A 15667-nucleotide genomic window follows, 5' to 3' on the forward strand; every position below is an offset into this window, starting at 1 on the left:
GCTCGCGCTTGAACACTTACCGCATCACCATGCCGCCATCCACCTGCAGCACCTGTCCGGTGATGTAGGCGGCGGCGGGATCGGCGGCCAGGAAGCGCACGGCGCCGGCCACCTCGGCGGCGCTGCCCATCCGGCCCATGGGAATGGCGGCGAGGATCGGCTCCTTGTCGAGCTCGGCGGTCATGTCGCTTTCGATGAAGCCGGGGGCGACCGCATTGACGGTGACGCCACGGGCGGCGAATTCGGCTGCGTTGCTGCGGGTGAGGCCGATCACGCCGGCCTTGGCGGCGCTGTAGTTGGCCTGGCCGGGGTTGCCCATCAGGGCCACCACCGAGGTGATGTTGATGATGCGGCCGGTGCGGGCCTTGAGCATCGCGCGGCTGACGGCGCGGGTGCAGAGGAACACGCCGGTGAGGTTGAGGTCGATGACGCTCTGCCAGTCGGCTGTTTTCATCCGCATCAGCAGGCCATCGCGGGTGATGCCGGCGTTGTTGATCAGCACATCGAGCCGGCCGGCCTTCTCCAGCACGGCCTTGACCATGGCGTCCACCTGCTCCTCGTCGGCGACGTTGGCCCGGTGGCTCCAGGCCTGGCCCCCGGCCGCCGTGATCTCGGCCACCACGGCTTCGGCGGCCTCCGGCGAGCTGGCGTAGTTGACCACCACCTGGGCGCCGGCGGCAGCCAGTTCGAGGGCGATGGCGCGGCCGATGCCCCGGCTGGCGCCGGTCACGAGGGCCACTTGCGCGGCCAGGGGGGCAGAGCTCGTCATCACGGCGCAAGGCATCCAGTGGCGCCGATCGTATGGCCCTGCTATTCCGGCCCGGCTACGCCAGCCCCAGGGCCGCCAGCACGTCGGCTGCGCTCAGTTGCTCCAGGGAGCCGCTGGCGCCCAGCCCCTGCACGCCGCCACGGTTGGGCAGGCTGGAGGCCTCCCGGCCCAGGGCCACCAGGGGCAGGCCGAGCAACAGGGCCAGTTCGATGGCGACCGGATCACTGGCCAGCACCACATCGGCGCTGGCGATCTGGGCCGCCCGCTGGCGCAGGGGCTTGGCCCCCTCGCCCCGCAGGGCAGCGACGGCCCGCAGGTTGGGCAACTTGGCCTGGATGGCGGCAGGGAGGGCTTGCCATTGGGAGGCTGGCCAGTCGCCGGCGCTGCCGGAGGGGGCCAACAGCAGGGCGGGGCCGTCCCCGGCGGGCAGGGCGGCAGCTGCAGCCTCCAGATCGCTGGGGGCCACCGGCAATCGGAAGGCATCGGCATCGAGCTGCACGCCGATCGGCCGCAGGAAGGCCTCCAGGGCCTGGTTGGGCCAGCCGCCCGCCCCAGGGCTGACCCGTTCGGTGGTGGAGAACCCGCCGGTAGCCACCCGGGTGGGGATGTGGCTCATCGACAGCATCAGGTCCATCTGGCGGCTGGGCGCCAGGTTGAGGCACACCTGGAAATCGGGCTCCCGCACGGTGCCAAGCAGGTTGGCCCAGTCGGCCAGGGTGGCCTGGTCGTAGGCGAAGGGAAGGGCGCGGCTGACGGCGGGGTGCAGGCTCCAGAGGGGCACAGCGGTGACCGGGCAAACCACCTGCACCTCGGCCTTGAGTTGCTCGGCCACTGCCGCCACGGCGGCAAAGCTCTGCAGCTGTTGGCTGCTGCCGCCCGGAATCAGAAATAGGGCGCGCATCGCAAAGGCACGGTTCGGCGGCCTGATTGTATGGATCGGATTCGGATTGGCCTGATTCGAGGGAGTCGCTTGTGCATTTGCTGATCGCCGCCGCCGGCAGTGGCCGCCGTATGGGGGCCGAGGGCAACAAGTTGTTGCTGCCGGTGGCCGGCCGCCCTGTGCTCGCCTGGACCCTGGAGGCCGCCCTGGCCTGTCCGGCGATCCACTGGATCGGCATCGTCGGCCAGCCGGTGGATGCGCAGGCGATCGCCGCGATCGTGGCGGGCGTGCGCCCCGACCGGCCGGTGGAGTGGATCCTCGGTGGTGACACCCGTCAGGACTCGGTGCGCTGCGGACTGGCTGCCCTGCCGACCGATGCCGAAGGGGTGCTGATTCACGACGGCGCCCGCTGCCTGGTGGAGCCCGACCTGCTGGCGCGCTGTGCGGCCGCCGTGCTCCAAGGCGCGGCTGTAATTGCCGCCACCCCCGTGACCGACACGATCAAGCAGGTGGATGGCGCGGGCACCATCACCGCCACCCCGGATCGCCGTGCGCTCTGGGCCGCCCAGACCCCCCAGGGGTTTCCCGTGGCCCAGCTGCGGGATGCCCACGCCACCGCCATCGCCGAAGGCTGGAGCGTCACCGACGATGCGGCCCTGTTTGAACGGCTGGGCCTGCCGGTGCAGGTGCTGGAGGCGCCCCCCTCCAACATCAAGCTCACCACCCCCTTCGATCTCACCGTGGCGGCGGCCGTGCTGGCGGCTCGAAACTGAACGGCCCGCTGCCGAAGGGGTTAGGTCGGGCTCACGTGCAGCCTGCCGCTGCTGGCATCCAGCCGCGCCCAGGCCCCCAGGGGCAGGGCCGCATTGCCGGCCACGTGGCCGACGGGCAGGTTGCTCACCACGGGGATGCCGAGATCGGCGGTGCGCTCCCGCAGCACCTGCTCGAGGCTGAAGCGATCTGGGTGGCTTGAGGGTGCTGGATCCATGCCTGGGGCACGGGGTGTCTCGCGCTGGGTTTCAGCCTGTGTTTCACAGGCTGTTTCACAAACCGAATTCAGAGGTTGGGGACTCCTCGTATCGGCGGGCTTCCCGCCGTCACCCCCGTCATCTGCGCCCCCCCCATCAGCCACCCCGTCGTCGCAGTCGGTGAATTGGCCCAGGCCGATGCCGGCCAGCTGCTGCAGGGCGCCGCTGAGGCGCCAGTGGGTGAGCATCCGCTCGATGCGGTAGGGGGCTTCGCCCACGTCTTCGAGGATCAGGATCGCGCCGCGTAGATCGGGCAGGTGGGGGGTGCCGAGCAGGTGGGTGGCCACGGTGAGATTGCCAGCCAGCAGCGGGCCTTCGGCCTGGCCGCCACACCAGCCCTCGCCGTGGAGATCGGCCAGGGACTCGCCGAACAGCAGGGCCCGCAACCGCTCCTGGCTCCAGGCCGGCTCGGCCGCCAGGGTGGTTACCAGGGGCCCGTGGATGGCGCCGCCCTGGCCCTGGGCCAGCTGGGCCCAGAGCAGGGAGGTGACGTCGGAGAAGCCCAACAGCCAGCGGGGCTGCAGGGCCAGCGGCTGCTCCAGCAGCCGGGCCGCCCCCCAGCCGCCGCGCACGCAGGCCAGCAGCTCCGCTCCTCGCCGCGCCGCCGCTTCCAGGTCGCCGCGCCGTTCCGGGTCTCGGCCGGCCAGGTAGCCCCACTGGCGCCCGTGCAGGGTGTCGTCCTCCACCTGCAGCCCCCAGCTCTCGAGCACGGCGATGCCGGCCTGCAGCCGCGCCAGGGCGTCGGCACCCAGCAGGGCTGAGCTGGCGGCCACCAGCTGCACCCGATCGCCAGGCTGGAGCGGCGCCGGCTGGTTCATGGCCACGCTCATGGCAGCTGCCCCAGCACCAGGGCCAGCAACAGCAGCCCACCGAGCTGCACCTGGCGGCTGAAGTGACGGCCGTAGGCCGAGCGGGGCAACGCGGGGCGACGCAGCAGGGCGGCTTCGCGCTGCATGCCGAAGGCCGCCAGCAGCCAGAGGGGCCAGGTGATCCAGCCACTGCCCTGCAGCCCGACACCCTGCAGCCCGACACCCTGCAGCCCAGCGGCCAGCGCCAGGGCGGCGGCGGCCAGGCCATAGCTCACCGCCACCGCCAGGGGAGCCTGATGCCCGAGGCTGAGGGCGCTGCTGCGCACGCCGATGGCCCGGTCGTCGTCGCGGTCGGCCATGGCGTACACGGTGTCGAAGCCGAAGGTCCATAGCAGGGTGGCCAGCCACACCAGGGCCAGGGGCCAACCGCCTGCCAGGGAGCCGGTGGCGGCAGCCCAGGGGATCAGCACCGCAAAGCCCCAGCACACCGCCAGCACCAGCTGCGGGTAGCCAAACCAGCGTTTGGCCGAGGGGTAGAGCAGCACCGGCGGCAGCGCCGCCAGTGCCAGCAGCAGGCAGAGGCTGCGGCCGCTGGCCGGGAGGTCCAGCATCAGCACCAGCAGCACCGTCAGGGCCACAACTAGGGCGAGCAGCAGCAGCGCAATGGCCTCTCGCACCCCCACCCGGCCATCGGCCAGGGGGCGGTGGCGGGTGCGCTCCACCAGGGGGTCGATGCGGCGATCCCAAAGGTCGTTGGCGATGCAGCCGGCGGCGCTCACCGCCAGCCCCCCCAGCACGATCAGCCCCACCAGCAGCGGCGCCGGTGGGGCGTTGGGGGTGAGCCAGAGGCTCCAGCCTGCGGGGATCAACAAAATCAGGCGACCACTCGGCTTGTGCCAGCGCACCAGCTCCAGCCAAGCCCCCAGCCTGGTGCCGCTTGCGGAGTTGGCCATGCCCCATTTCCGTTGCGAGGCACCCTAGTTGTGCCGGCAGAGGGGGCCATGGGTGGCAAAGTGGCGCCCCAGCGGCTGCTGCCGAACCCCATGGTTCAGGCCCCCAACCTCCAGCAAGCCGGGCGGCGCCGGGTTGCCGCCATCGATATCGGCACCAATTCGATCCATCTGCTGGTGGCGGAGGTGGATCCGGAGCTGTGCAGCTTCAGCGTTGTGGTGGCGGAGAAGGCCACCATCCGGCTGGGCGAGCGCGATCCCCACACCGGCGACCTCAGCTCCGAGGCGATCGAGCGGGCCTTCCGCACCTTGCGCCACGATCGCGACCTCGCCCTGAGCCATGGCGTTGAGCAGATCGTCACGGCGGCCACCAGCGCCGTGCGTGAGGCCCCCAACGGCCGCGACTTCCTGGTGGCCCTGCAGGAGCAGCTGGGGCTGGAGGTGGATCTGGTCAGCGGCCCGGAGGAGGCCCGGCTGATCTACCTGGGGGTGCTCTCGGGCATGGCCTTCGGCAACCAGCCCCACCTGATCATCGACATCGGCGGCGGCTCCACCGAACTGGTGCTGGCCGACGGCCGGGATGCCCGCAGCCTCAGCAGCACCAGGATTGGCGCGGTGCTGCTGCAGCGGGAGTTTTGCCAACAAGACCCCCTACCAGCCGACCGTCGCTCCTTTCTGCAGGCCTACATCCAGGGCGCCCTCGATCCGGCCGTGGCGGAGGTGAAGGCGGCCCTGCAGCGCGGTGAGCAACCGTTGATGGTGGGCACCAGTGGCACGGCCATGGCCCTGGCGGCTCTGGCGGCATCGGAGGATCCCAAGCCGCCGCTGAAGCTGCAGGGCTACCGGCTCAGCCGTGAGCGCATCGACCAGCTCACCGCTCGGTTGCTGGCGATGACGCCGGAGCAACGCCGCGCCCTGCCCGCCATCAACGACCGGCGGGCCGAGATCGTCGTGCCTGGAGCCATGATCCTGCAGACGGCCATGGCCATGCTCCAGGTGCGGGAGCTGGTGGTGTGTGATCGGGCCCTGCGGGAGGGGCTGATCGTCGACTGGATGCTGCGCAATGGGCTGCTGGGGGATCGCTTTGCCTTCCAGAGCACGATCCGCGAGCGCACGGTGCTGCATCTGGCCCAGCGCTTTGGTGTGGACCGGGCCAGGGCCGATCGGGTGGCGGCCCATGCCCTCAGCCTTTACGACCAGTCCCGCGGCCTGCTGCACCACGACGACGGCCCGGGTCGGGAGTTGCTGTGGGCTGCCGCCCAGCTGCACACGTGCGGCAAAAGCATCAACATTTCCGCCTATCACAAGCACAGCTGGTATTTGATCCGCCATGGCGAGCTGCTGGGCTATTCCGAGGCGGAGCACCTGATGGTGGCGGCCATTGGTCGTTACCACCGCCGCAGCCTGCCGAAGAAGCGCCATGAGTCGTGGCAGCTGATCGAAGACCGTGATCAGCGCCGCACGGTGACGTCGATGGCGTTGCTGCTGCGCCTGGCTGCCGCTCTGGATCGTCGCCCTGCCGCGGTGATCGGAGCGCTGCAGGTGCTGCCCCTCGCTGGCGCTGTGAGCATCGGCCTCGAGCCACTGGTGGCAGCCCCGGGCGAGCAGCCTGTGGATCTGAGCTTGGAGCGCTGGAGCTTGCGCTCCTGTGCCGATGTGGTGCAGGAGGCCTGCGGGTTCGACCTCAGGTTGCCGGAGCCTTGAACTGCTGCCAGCGCACCTGATCGATCCGGCCTAGGGGTTTGGCCGGCCCGCTGCCCAGCTGGGCCTTCACCAGGTCGGGCCGTCCGGCCAGCACGCTCAGCCCGCCGCCGAGGGGGAAGCGCCGCTCGCCTTCGAAGGTGCCTCGGAACAGGCTCTCGCCACCCTGCTGCTTCACCTCCAGCCAGCTGGGCTGGCTGCTGCTCAGCAGCAGCTCGGATCCGCTTGGGGCTTGTGGAGTTGAGGTTTGGGCTGTGGTGATTTGCGGTGCGTTGGCCGGCTCGGTTGGACGGGACGCCTGAAGGCGCTGCCACTGCTGCCAGCCCGCTGTGCCACCGGCGCCCAGGGCCGCCACAAGCCCAGCGGCCAGGGCCAGTCGACCGACGGCCTGGACGGGCGACGACCGACCGGCTCCAGGGGCCTCTCCCCGAGGGGCGAGTTCGGCCACCTTCACCGGCCTGGGTTGGAACCCGCCGCTCTCCCGCAGGGTCTTCAGGGGTGCATCAACGTTGATGTCCAGAGTGTTGGCCACCCGGCGGGCCTGGGCGATCACGAACACAGGCTCGGGGAGCCGGTCGGCATCGCCATCTTCCAGGGCTTGCAGCTGTTCATGGCCCATGTTGAGCCGTTGGGCCAGTTCGGCGATCGCGAGGCCCTGCCCCTCACGGCCTTGGCGCAGCGCTTGGCCTAGGGCCTGTAGGGCAGCGATGGGCTCGTTGCGAGGGGAGTCAGGCACCGTATGGGTCAAGCCAGATACAGATCTCAACCATTCTGACGAGTCGAGCTGGGCGCGCAAGCGGCTGACTCCGGTGCGCCAGAGCCTTGTCGTAGTGGCCTTTCGGAGGGTCTTGGGCCCGAATCACCAGATCAAATGGGCGATACTGGATTCGAACCAGTGACCCCTTCCGTGTGAAGGAAGTGCGCTACCGCTGTGCTAATCGCCCGCACTCCGAGAGCTTAAAACACCACCGGCACCCCATCGGCGAGCATGGGTTCAGAACCAGCCGTCTCGCGTGAGCGCCACCCCCATCTCTGCCCAGGCTCCTGCTGAACAGCCAGCCCCTGCGGCACAGGGGGAGGCAGACGTCGATGTGTTGATCGTGGGCGGTGGGGTGTGTGGCACGGCCCTGCTGTTTGAGTTGGCTCGCTACACCGATGTGGAGCGGATCCTGCTGGTGGAGCGCTACGACCAGCTGGCCCGGGTGAATTCCAAGGCCACCAACAACAGCCAGACGATCCACTGCGGCGACATCGAGACCAACTACACCCTCGAGAAGGCGGTGAAGGTCAAGCGCACCGCTGAGATGATCGTGCACTACGCCGAGCTGCTCGATCCGGCCACCCGCGAGCGCTGCGTGTTTCGCACCCCGAAGATGGTGCTGGGCGTGGGCGAGAAGGAATGCGCCTTCCTGCGGGAGCGCTTTTCGCACTTTTCGCCCCACTTCCCGGCGATGGAATTGCTCGACAAGGAGCAGATTGCGGAGTGGGAGCCCCAGGTGGGTTTGGTGGACGGTGCGCTGCGGCCGGAGGAGCTGGTGGCGATCGGCATCCGCCGCACCTACACGGCGGTGGATTACGAGGAGCTCTCGGCCTCGTTTGTGGCCCAGGCCAAGCAGGATGTGGCAGGCAGCGCGCGCCAGCTCACGGTGCAGCTCGGCACCAGCGTGGGCACCATCACCGCTGAGGGCGACGGCTATCGGGTGGAGCTGGCCCCCACCCCCGGCTGCAGCGCCGGCTTGTCTGCTGATGGCACGGCGGCGGCACCACGCAGCGTGTGGGCCCGGCATGTGGTGGTGAATGCCGGCGCCCACAGCCTGCTGATGGCCCAGCGGATGGGCTACGGCCTGGAGTATTCCTGCCTGCCGGTGGCGGGCAGCTTCTACTTCACGCCCGACCTGCTCCAGGGCAAGGTGTACACGGTGCAGAACGACAAGCTGCCCTTCGCCGCCATCCACGGCGACCCCGACGTGCGCGCCCCCGGCAAGACCCGCTTCGGACCCACGGCCCTGCTGCTGCCGCTGCTGGAGCGCTACAAGCCGGCGTCGTTCTGGGAGTTTCTGCAGGTGCTGCGGCTGGATTGGGCCGTGCTGGCGGTGTTCTGGCAGCTGTTCCGCATCGCCGACATCCGCAACTACATCTTCAAAAATCTGCTGTTTGAGGTGCCCTGGCTGCGGCGGCGCCTGTTCCTGGCCGATGCCCGCAAGATCGTGCCCGGCATGCAGCTCAGCGATCTCACCTTTGCCGAGGGCTATGGCGGCGTGCGTCCCCAGTTGATCGACAAGGTGAACCGCAAGCTGATGCTGGGTGAGGCCAGCATCCCGGCCCGGCTGGGTCTGGTGTTCAACGTCACCCCGTCACCGGGGGGCACGTGCTGCCTCGGCAATGCCGCCCGCGATGTGGAGGCGATCGCCGAGCGGCTGGGCTGCAGGTTTGATCGCCACCGCCTGGCCCAGGAGCTCTACGGCGAGAGGGCCTCAGATGCCGCCGCGGAACAGGTGGTTGTGGCTGGCTGAGTAGAGCTTGGAGCGGGCTTCTGCCGGCGCCGCCAGGGCCGGACTCACCACATAGAGGGTGGTGCGGATCAGCTGCCGCTCCTGGCTCACCCGGGCCATTTCAGCCAGCGGCACCACCTGGATCCACTCGTCGGGCCAGCTCACCCGGTAGGCAATCGCCACGGGTGTGTCGGCGGGGTAGTGGCGCAGCAGCTCGCTCTGCACCTCCTCCACGTGGCGGGCGCTCAGGTAAAGGCACAGGGAGGCCCGCAGGGCAGCCAGCCGCTCCAGGCTCTCGCGCTCTGGTACACCGGTGCGGCCGCCGGCGCGGCCGAGCACGATCGTCTGCACCAGGCCGGGAATGGTCAGTTCGCTCTGCAGCGCTGAGGCGGCGGCCTGGTAGGCACTGAGGCCGGGTACCACCTCCACGCCGATGCCGGCATCGGCCAAACGGCAGATCTGCTCGGCGATGGCGCCGTAGAGGCAGGGATCGCCGTCGTGGAGTCGCACCACGGTTTTGCCGGCGCGGGCCCGATCCAGCACCACCTCCATCACCTGCTCCAGGGTGAGGGTGCTGGTGCGCACCTGCTCACAGCCCTCGGGTGCCAGGGCTGCAACCTGGGGATTAACGAGGGAGTCGGTCCACACCAGCACCTCCGCCTGCTCCAGCACCTTGGCGGCGCGCCGGGTGAGCAGGTCGGGGGCGCCGGGGCCAGCCCCGACGATCCACACGGGTTTGGAGCTCAGCTCAGCTGCATCGGTTGGGGTCAAACGGACACTCCACTGGGGTCGGGAAGGGGACGGCGGCGGCGGTAGAGCCACCAGAGGCCCACGCCACCCAGGGCGATCAGCAGCAGGCTCACCAGTTGGGCCATGCGCAGACCACCCTCACAGAAGGGGGGATTGGAGAGCAGGCAGAGCGGATCGAGCCGCAGACCCTCAATCCACACCCGGCCGCTGCTGTAGGCCATCAGATAAACGCAGCTCAGGGCTCCGGGCAGCAGCTGGATGCGGCCTCGGCTGGCGGCGCGGAATAGCCACAGCAACAGGATGCAAACCCCCAGATTCCAGATGGATTCGTAGAGGAAGGTGGGGTGAAAGTAGAGCTGCTCGAGAAATTCGGCCGGGCGGCTGTCGGCCGGAATCTTCAGTTTCCAGGGCAGATCGGTGGGTAGCCCAAAGGCCTCGGAATTGAAGAAGTTGCCCCAGCGGCCCATCGCCTGGCCCAGGGCCACCGCAGGCACCAGCACATCGAGCAGCGACCAGAAGGGCTGCTTGCGCCAGCGGCAGTAGAGCACCGTGGCCAGGCTGCCACCCAGCAGGGCGCCGTGGATGGCGATGCCGCCGCGCCAGATGGCGAAGGCATCCAGCCAGTTGCCCGAGTATTGGCGCCACTCCAGGGCGACGTAGTAAAGACGGGCGCCGATCACCGCACCCAGCACCAGTACGGGCAGCAGGTCGGCGATCAGGGCGGGTTCGATGCCCCGAGCCCGGCCCAGGCGGGTCGCCAGGCTGAGACCCAGCAGCACGGCCACGGCGATCAGCAGGCCGTACCAGCGCAAGGCAAAGGGGCCCAGCTGGAAAACCAGGGGCCCCGGTGAGGTGAAAGTGGCCAGCACGCTGCTCAGACGAGGCCTTCTGCCGCCTGAACTTTCTCCACCTGACGCTTCTTGAGCACCAGCATGATCTGGGCCAGGGCGATGGCGGCGAAGAAGGCCAGCAGGCCGTAGATCCGAACGGGGTTCTGCAGCACGATCTCGGCGTCGATCTGGCCAAAGCCGCCGACGTTGGGATCGTTGGTGAGAGCCGCACCAGCTACCACGGCATCACCCACGGCAGCGGTGAGGGTGGGGCCGGCGGGCACGGTTTCCGTGGTCTTGCTGCCGTCTTCAGCGGTGATTTCCACCACGGTGGCGCCATTGTCGCCAGGGGTGATCGCGGAGATGGTGCCTGCGACCGGTGCGTTGAAGACGCCGTTGTTGCTCTTCTCACCGGTGGGATACACCTGGCCACGTCCGCGGTTGCCGCCCACGTGGATCTGGGTCTTGCCGAAGTGGATGCTGCTGTCGGTGGCGGGGTCGGGCGAGAGGATCGGGAAGACGATCTCCTGGTGCTGGTCACCGGGGAGGGGACCCACCAGCAGGATGTTGGGCTGGTCGTCGGAGTACTGGGTGTAGTAGACGCCTGCGGTCTCTTCCTTGAGTTCGTCGCTGAGACGATCCTGGGGAGCCAGGGTGAAGCCGTCGGGCAGCATCACCACCGCACCCACGTTGAGGCCGGTTGGGCTGCCGTCGCCCGACACCTGCTGGACGCTGGTGTCGTAGGGGATTTCGACCACCGCCTTGAACACCGTGTCGGGGAAGACGGCCTGGGGCACTTCCACCCGGGTGGCCTTCTTGGCCAGGTGGCAGTTGGCGCAGACGATCTTGCCGGTGGCTTCCCGGGGGCTGGCGTAGTTCTGCTGGGCCCAGAAGGGATAGGCCCAGCTGGGGCTGGCGCCGCTGAGCAGCACGGCCAGGCTCAGGGAGGTGCCGAGCAGGGTGCCGAGCAGGAGGGAAAGGGAGCGACGCATCACGGGATCAGGCGACAGACGGGGAGGGAAAACGCGGGGATCGGGCGGGGGATCAGGCCCACCAGGGCTTGTCGCCGTTGCGGAAGTCCGTTTCGGTCCACTGGCTGAGGAACACGGTGTCGTTCTCAACCGACACGTGGGCCAGGGCCAGGGAGAGCGGGGCAGGGCCGCGCACCACCTTGCCGGTGGCGTCGTACTGGGAGCCGTGGCAGGGGCACATGAACTTGTTGGCGCCGCTGTTCCAGGGCACCACGCAGCCCAGGTGGGTGCAGATGGCGTTGATGCCGTAGCTGCCGATGGCGTCGCTGCCTTCGACGATCAGATAGGTGGGGTCGCCCTTGAGGCCCTGCACCAGGCTGCGATCGCCTTCCTTGTGGGTGCTGAGCCAGCCGCTGGCGGTGACGGTGTTGCCCAGTTCATCCTTGGCGGTGGTGCCGCCGCCGCCGCCTGCAGCCTTGGGAGGGATGAAGTAGCGGGCCACCGGATAGAGGGCGCCCAGGGCGACGCCGGTCACCGACCCGAAGGTCAGCAGGTTCATGAATTGCCGACGACCCATTCCGGGCACATCACCAGTTGAAGCGCTCGCTGGCATCTGGGTCATGAAGACGCGCCGGGACAATGTGGCGCCCATTATGAACCTTGCCTGCGCAGCCCCGGGGCCCGCTCGCCAGGGCGCGCACGGGCCTGCAACATGCTGTTGTGCAATCCGTCGTGTGCGCCCCGGCGTGTCCCTGCCCTCCAGCGCCCTGCCACCCTCCGCCGATGACGGCGCACCCCTGTTGGCCCAGGAGCTCTGGGACCTGCTGCAGGAGCGCTGGCAGGCCTCTTACGACCTGCAACTGGTGCAGCGCCGCGGCCGGATGTATCTGCAGGTGATGTGGGCCTACCTGGAGCAGCAATCCTTTCCCCTCAGTGAAGAGGGCTATCGAAACAAGCTGGAGGAGCTGGTGGGGCTGCTCAACGGCCTGGGGGTGGCGGCCCAGGTGCGCAGCTGGCTCCGCACCACCAGCGACAAGCCGCGGCTGGGCAAGGCCATGGGGCTGGCGTTGGAGATTCCCGCCGGCCGGGCCAGTGAATTCCTGCTCTAGGCGGGCCGCTTCAGGCTGGACGCAGCCGCTCGGTGAAGGCCACCAGCGCCACGCCCACTAGGTACAGGGCCGTGATGGCTCCGGAGAGCAGCAGCATCGTCACCGGGTCGGTGGATGGGGTGAGCACGGCGCCGGCCAGGGCGCTGGCCAGCACCACCCAGCGCCAGCCGGCCAGCATCGGCTTGGCCTTCACCAGCCCCAGGGCGCCGAGCAGCAGCTGCAGCACCGGCAGCTGGAAGGCCAGGGCGGTGGCCACCATTAGCAGCAGCACGAAGTCGAGGTAGCGCTCGATCGACCAGCTCGGCTCCACCACATCGGCGCCGTAGCTGACCAGAAAGCGCAGGGCCGCTGGCACCAGGGCCCACCAGGCGAAGGCCAGCCCGGCGGCGAACAGCACCGCCGAGCCCGCCACCGCGGGAGCCACCAGGCGCCGTTCGCGGCGGGTGAGGCCCGGCAGCACAAAGCAGAGCCCCTCGTAGAGCACATAGGGCAGGGCCAGGGTGAGGCCGGCGTAGCCGGCCACCTTCAGCGACACAAACAAAAACTCACCAGGGGCCAGCTGCAGGAAGCGAATGCCCTCGGCCGGCATCTCCAGCAGGCGCACCAGCGGCTTCACCGCCGCCAGGCAGATCGCCGCCGCCACCACCACCGCCAGCAGGCTGCGCAGCACCCGCCTGCGCAGCTCCTCGAGGTGATCCACCAGGCTCATCTCGACTTCGTCAGGAAAGTCGTTGTCTGGTTTGTCTCCAGCACCGGAGGGGGCAGGCACCCGGATCGGCGGTGGCGGCGCGAGGGGTGGTGGCGCCAGGGGTGGCTCGGTGGTGGTGGAGTCGGGTTCGGCGCTCATGGTCGCTGCTCTGGCAAAAGGCTAAGAGCGCGTTGCGGCTCGCCCCAGAGCACGGTGCCGCCGCGATGTCGCACCGTACCGGGAGCGGCGCCTGGAATGCGTTGCAGCTCCTCGGTGGGCACCATCACCACCGGCACGCGCCGGTTGCCCCGGCCGCGGCTGAAGTGGGCCGCCAGATCGGCAGCCGCCTGCAGATCGCCCTCACTCGCCTCCTGCTGCGAGCTTTTCAGCACCACGTGGCTGCCCGGCAGTTCCTGGGCGTGGAACCAGAGATCGCCGCGGCGGGCCTGGCGAAAGGCGATCCACTCGTTCTGGCGGTGGTTGCGCCCCACGTGCAGCGGCAGGCCCGAGGCGGTGTGGAGCTCCAGGGGTTGGGGGACCCCTTCGGTTGCGGGGCCGCGCCGCGCCTGGCGGTTGCCTGACTGGACCCCGCCCCCCTGGCTCCCCCGGCTGCGCTCCGCCAGCAGGGCTTCGAGTTCGCCGGCCAGCTGCTCCACCTGCTCGAGGCTGTCGGCCTGCTCGAGGTAGGTGAGGCTCGCGTCCAGCCAGGTCAGCCGCTGCTGGTGCAGCTCGAGACGCGGGGTGATCGCCGCCACGGAGCGGCGGCGTTTGCGGGCGGTTTTGTACAGCTTCTGGGCTTCTTCGATGCACGCACGGCTCGGCTGCCGTTGGCTGAGCAGGGCATCGGCACGCCGCTGCAGCGCCTCGCTTTCGGGCACGGCCGCCAGCAGGGCTTGCTGCTCGGCGGCCTGGCGGAGCTCCCGCTCGGCGGCGGCCTCGAGCCGGTGGCCCAGCTGCTGGCGCCGTTGCAGCAGCACCTGGGCGGTGAGGTGCTCGTCGATATAGGCCGCGAGGCCCTGGTTGACCGTCACCGTGGGCTCTATCGCGTCAGCGCCCGGTGCCAACCAGCAGCGAAAGCCCTCGGGCTCGAGCTGCCAGCCGAAGCGCTCGCTCTCAACGGCCTCCAACCAGCCGCGCCAGGCCTGCCAGAGCTGCTGCCACTCGGGCGGGCTGAGCGTGTCCACGGGCCGCTCCCCCCAGCCGGCCGGCAGCAGTTGGCGCAGCAGGGCCGGGCTGATGCCCTGGTAGGCGCCGCGCAGGGCCTGGGCCAGGGGCACAGGCAGCAGCTTGAGCCGCCGCTGCCAGCTCTCGAAACCCTCCTCCAGCCGAGGCGGCTCGCCCTCCAGGGGCGGCGGCGGTTGGTAGGGGTCGCCGGTGCCGATCGGCCGCAGCCGCGACTGCTGCGGCTTCACCTGGCGCGCCAGGGCCACCACCTGACGGTCGCCATCAAGCAGCAGCAGGTTGCTGTAGCGCCCCATCAGTTCGGCCACCAGCCAGCGCTGCACCGGGTCGTCAGGACGCCGGGCGAAGCCCAGCTCCACCACCCGCTCCCAGCCCTGCTGGCGGATCTCCACCAGGGCCAGGCCCCGCAGGCCGTGCTGGAGCTGTTGGGCCAGGGTGCTGCCATCGCCCTGGCGCGGCGGCGGTGGGATGGTGTGCAGCCGCGCTGCGTCCGCCTGCCAGCTGAGCTCGAGCCAGTGGATGCCACTGAGGCTGCGCAGGCCGATCTGCAGGGCGTGGGGGCTGGCCTGCTGGGCCTTCTCGAAGCGGGTGGGCACCAGCAAGGGCCGCCATTCAGCCAGCACCGCCCGTAGGGTCGTCACGTCAAATGCCTGAAGGCGAGAGGGTGCCTGAAGGCGGGAGGGGGCCATGGGCTTCGAGGCTGGCTTCTACTCTGCAGGCCAGAGCTGACGCCCGCCATGAGCGCCCCGCCCGGTCGCCTCACCCTGATTACCGGCCCCAGTGGCGTGGGCAAGGGCACCCTGGTGCAGCGGCTGCTGGCGCATCACCCTCAGATCTGGCTGTCAATTTCGGCCACCACCAGGGCTCCTCGGGCCGGGGAAGTGGAAGGCGAGCACTATTTCTTCCTCAGCCGCGAGGCATTTGAGGCGCAGGTGGCTGAGGGCGGCTTTTTGGAGTGGGCTGAATTCGCGGGCAACCTCTACGGCACCCCACGCCAGCCGGTAGAGGCCCAACTCGCTGCTGGCCGGCCCGTGCTGCTGGAGATCGAGCTGGAGGGCGCCCGCCAGGTGCGGCGCAGCTTTGCGGCGGGCTTTCAGATCTTTGTGGAGCCCCCCAGCTTTGCGGAGCTGGAGCGGCGCATCCGCGGCCGCGGCACCGACAGCGAGGAGGCCATTGGCCGGCGGCTCGAGCGGGCCCGGGTGGAGCTGGCGGCGGCGCCGGAATTTGATGCCGTGCTGGTCAACGGCGATCTGGATGCGGCCCTGGCGGAGCTGGAGCGGTTGATGGGTCTGGCGAGCTAGCGCCCACAACAAGCGCCACAAAAAAGCGGCCCCTCAGGGCCGCTGCAGATTGCGTTGTCCCAGAGCCGCTCAGAGGGGGTGGAACAGCAGGTCGGGGAAGAAGCGGTTGAACTCGATCACGATCCCAGCGGTGACGGTGAACCAGATGGCTGCGAACACCGGAGCGGTGGTGAGGAACTTTTTCATGGCTGGACGTTGGGGAGGAAG

The 15667-nt window shown here is 69.5% G+C and carries 17 protein-coding genes and 1 tRNA gene; 5 read left to right on the forward strand and 13 right to left on the reverse strand.

Going from position 1 to position 15667, the window contains the following annotated elements:
* Positions 1 to 16: 16 nt before the first annotated feature.
* Both fabG and KBY57_RS05005 read right to left on the reverse strand, forming a co-directional pair.
* On the reverse strand, positions 17 to 769 hold the full coding sequence (fabG, locus tag KBY57_RS05000; RefSeq protein WP_254994781.1) for a 3-oxoacyl-[acyl-carrier-protein] reductase: 753 nt from the start codon (positions 767 to 769) through the stop codon (positions 17 to 19).
* Between the two features lie 55 nt (positions 770 to 824).
* Positions 825 to 1670 carry a glycosyltransferase family 9 protein gene (locus tag KBY57_RS05005; protein WP_254994782.1) on the reverse strand — a complete coding sequence of 282 codons (846 nt, stop codon included), beginning with the start codon at positions 1668 to 1670 and terminating at the stop codon, positions 825 to 827.
* A gap of 71 nt (positions 1671 to 1741) precedes the next feature.
* On the opposite strand from KBY57_RS05005, the gene ispD reads away from it, so the two are divergent.
* Positions 1742 to 2422 carry a 2-C-methyl-D-erythritol 4-phosphate cytidylyltransferase gene (ispD, locus tag KBY57_RS05010; protein WP_254994784.1) on the forward strand — a complete coding sequence of 227 codons (681 nt, stop codon included), beginning with the start codon at positions 1742 to 1744 and terminating at the stop codon, positions 2420 to 2422.
* 20 nt (positions 2423 to 2442) lie between these two features.
* Here ispD and KBY57_RS05015 read toward each other — a convergent pair whose 3' ends face one another.
* Together KBY57_RS05015 and KBY57_RS05020 are read right to left on the reverse strand one after the other, a co-directional pair.
* Positions 2443 to 3507: an LD-carboxypeptidase gene (locus tag KBY57_RS05015; RefSeq protein WP_254994785.1), complete on the reverse strand. Its 1065-nt coding sequence runs from the start codon at positions 3505 to 3507 to the stop codon at positions 2443 to 2445.
* Positions 3504 to 4439 (reverse strand): 4-hydroxybenzoate polyprenyltransferase, encoded by a 936-nt coding sequence (locus tag KBY57_RS05020; protein ID WP_254994787.1) that lies wholly within the window; start codon positions 4437 to 4439, stop codon positions 3504 to 3506. Before KBY57_RS05020 ends, KBY57_RS05015 begins: the two co-directional genes overlap by 4 nt.
* Positions 4440 to 4529: 90 nt before the next feature.
* Here KBY57_RS05020 and KBY57_RS05025 point away from each other — a divergent pair, with 90 nt between their 5' ends.
* Positions 4530 to 6140 (forward strand): Ppx/GppA phosphatase family protein, encoded by a 1611-nt coding sequence (locus KBY57_RS05025; protein WP_254994874.1) that lies wholly within the window; start codon positions 4530 to 4532, stop codon positions 6138 to 6140.
* Here KBY57_RS05025 and KBY57_RS05030 read toward each other — a convergent pair.
* Together KBY57_RS05030 and KBY57_RS05035 are read right to left on the reverse strand one after the other, a co-directional pair.
* The gene (locus tag KBY57_RS05030) at positions 6121 to 6873 is read right to left on the reverse strand and encodes a helix-turn-helix domain-containing protein (protein ID WP_254994790.1); all 753 of its coding nucleotides are present in this window, start codon (positions 6871 to 6873) and stop codon (positions 6121 to 6123) included. The two genes, KBY57_RS05025 and KBY57_RS05030, sit on opposite strands and share 20 nt — an antisense overlap.
* 136 nt (positions 6874 to 7009) lie before the next feature.
* Positions 7010 to 7081: transfer RNA gene (locus tag KBY57_RS05035), tRNA-Val, on the reverse strand.
* Between the two features lie 69 nt (positions 7082 to 7150).
* Here KBY57_RS05035 and KBY57_RS05040 point away from each other — a divergent pair.
* Positions 7151 to 8650 (forward strand): FAD-dependent oxidoreductase, encoded by a 1500-nt coding sequence (locus KBY57_RS05040; protein WP_254994791.1) that lies wholly within the window; start codon positions 7151 to 7153, stop codon positions 8648 to 8650.
* Here KBY57_RS05040 and cobM read toward each other — a convergent pair.
* The 4 genes from cobM to petC are packed head-to-tail and all read right to left on the reverse strand — an operon-like array spanning position 8612 to position 11802.
* Positions 8612 to 9400, reverse strand: coding sequence for a precorrin-4 C(11)-methyltransferase (cobM, locus tag KBY57_RS05045; RefSeq protein ID WP_254987506.1), 789 nt, complete (start codon positions 9398 to 9400; stop codon positions 8612 to 8614). The genes KBY57_RS05040 and cobM overlap by 39 nt on opposite strands.
* Complete coding sequence (gene lgt / locus KBY57_RS05050) at positions 9397 to 10257, reverse strand: prolipoprotein diacylglyceryl transferase (protein ID WP_254994875.1); 861 nt, start codon at positions 10255 to 10257, stop codon at positions 9397 to 9399. Before lgt ends, cobM begins: the two co-directional genes overlap by 4 nt.
* A complete protein-coding gene (gene petA, locus KBY57_RS05055) occupies positions 10254 to 11201 on the reverse strand; it encodes a cytochrome f (RefSeq protein WP_254994792.1) in 948 nt (315 codons plus the stop codon). The genes lgt and petA overlap by 4 nt, the downstream gene beginning before the upstream one ends.
* Before the next feature lie 52 nt (positions 11202 to 11253).
* Positions 11254 to 11802 (reverse strand): cytochrome b6-f complex iron-sulfur subunit, encoded by a 549-nt coding sequence (petC, locus tag KBY57_RS05060; protein ID WP_094559732.1) that lies wholly within the window; start codon positions 11800 to 11802, stop codon positions 11254 to 11256.
* A 130-nt stretch (positions 11803 to 11932) separates the two neighbouring features.
* Here petC and KBY57_RS05065 point away from each other — a divergent pair, with 130 nt between their 5' ends.
* Complete coding sequence (locus KBY57_RS05065) at positions 11933 to 12289, forward strand: DUF3067 family protein (RefSeq protein ID WP_233128511.1); 357 nt, start codon at positions 11933 to 11935, stop codon at positions 12287 to 12289.
* Between the two features lie 10 nt (positions 12290 to 12299).
* Here KBY57_RS05065 and tatC read toward each other — a convergent pair whose 3' ends face one another.
* A complete protein-coding gene (tatC, locus tag KBY57_RS05070; RefSeq protein ID WP_254994793.1) occupies positions 12300 to 13136 on the reverse strand; it encodes a twin-arginine translocase subunit TatC in 837 nt (278 codons plus the stop codon).
* Positions 13133 to 14800: an NFACT family protein gene (locus tag KBY57_RS05075; RefSeq protein WP_315859771.1), complete on the reverse strand. Its 1668-nt coding sequence runs from the start codon at positions 14798 to 14800 to the stop codon at positions 13133 to 13135. The genes tatC and KBY57_RS05075 overlap by 4 nt, the downstream gene beginning before the upstream one ends.
* A 96-nt stretch (positions 14801 to 14896) precedes the next feature.
* Here KBY57_RS05075 and gmk point away from each other — a divergent pair, with 96 nt between their 5' ends.
* Entirely contained in the window at positions 14897 to 15460 is a 564-nt protein-coding gene (gene gmk / locus KBY57_RS05080) for a guanylate kinase (protein ID WP_254994795.1), read from the forward strand.
* A gap of 69 nt (positions 15461 to 15529) precedes the next feature.
* Here the strand turns inward: gmk and psaJ are convergent, their stop codons facing one another.
* Positions 15530 to 15646, reverse strand: coding sequence for a photosystem I reaction center subunit IX (gene psaJ, locus KBY57_RS05085; RefSeq protein WP_094559737.1), 117 nt, complete (start codon positions 15644 to 15646; stop codon positions 15530 to 15532).
* Between the last annotated feature and the right edge of the window lie 21 nt (positions 15647 to 15667).

It is taken from the genome of Cyanobium sp. Aljojuca 7D2 (assembly GCF_024346415.1).
Classification (GTDB): Bacteria; Cyanobacteriota; Cyanobacteriia; order PCC-6307; family Cyanobiaceae; genus Cyanobium_A.

What these genes read in the sequence shown, in the direction of transcription:
- KBY57_RS05020 (WP_254994787.1), bottom strand. Translation starts at nt 4,439, where the DNA reads ATGGCCAACTCCGCAAGCGGCACCAGGCTGGGGGCTTGGCTGGAGCTG.
- petA (WP_254994792.1), bottom strand. Translation starts at nt 11,201, where the DNA reads ATGCGTCGCTCCCTTTCCCTCCTGCTCGGCACCCTGCTCGGCACCTCC.
- petC (WP_094559732.1), bottom strand. Translation starts at nt 11,802, where the DNA reads ATGACCCAGATGCCAGCGAGCGCTTCAACTGGTGATGTGCCCGGAATG.
- fabG (WP_254994781.1), bottom strand. Translation starts at nt 769, where the DNA reads ATGACGAGCTCTGCCCCCCTGGCCGCGCAAGTGGCCCTCGTGACCGGC.
- tatC (WP_254994793.1), bottom strand. Translation starts at nt 13,136, where the DNA reads ATGAGCGCCGAACCCGACTCCACCACCACCGAGCCACCCCTGGCGCCA.
- KBY57_RS05005 (WP_254994782.1), bottom strand. Translation starts at nt 1,670, where the DNA reads ATGCGCGCCCTATTTCTGATTCCGGGCGGCAGCAGCCAACAGCTGCAG.
- psaJ (WP_094559737.1), bottom strand. Translation starts at nt 15,646, where the DNA reads ATGAAAAAGTTCCTCACCACCGCTCCGGTGTTCGCAGCCATCTGGTTC.
- gmk (WP_254994795.1), top strand. Translation starts at nt 14,897, where the DNA reads ATGAGCGCCCCGCCCGGTCGCCTCACCCTGATTACCGGCCCCAGTGGC.
- KBY57_RS05025 (WP_254994874.1), top strand. Translation starts at nt 4,530, where the DNA reads ATGGTTCAGGCCCCCAACCTCCAGCAAGCCGGGCGGCGCCGGGTTGCC.
- KBY57_RS05015 (WP_254994785.1), bottom strand. Translation starts at nt 3,507, where the DNA reads ATGAGCGTGGCCATGAACCAGCCGGCGCCGCTCCAGCCTGGCGATCGG.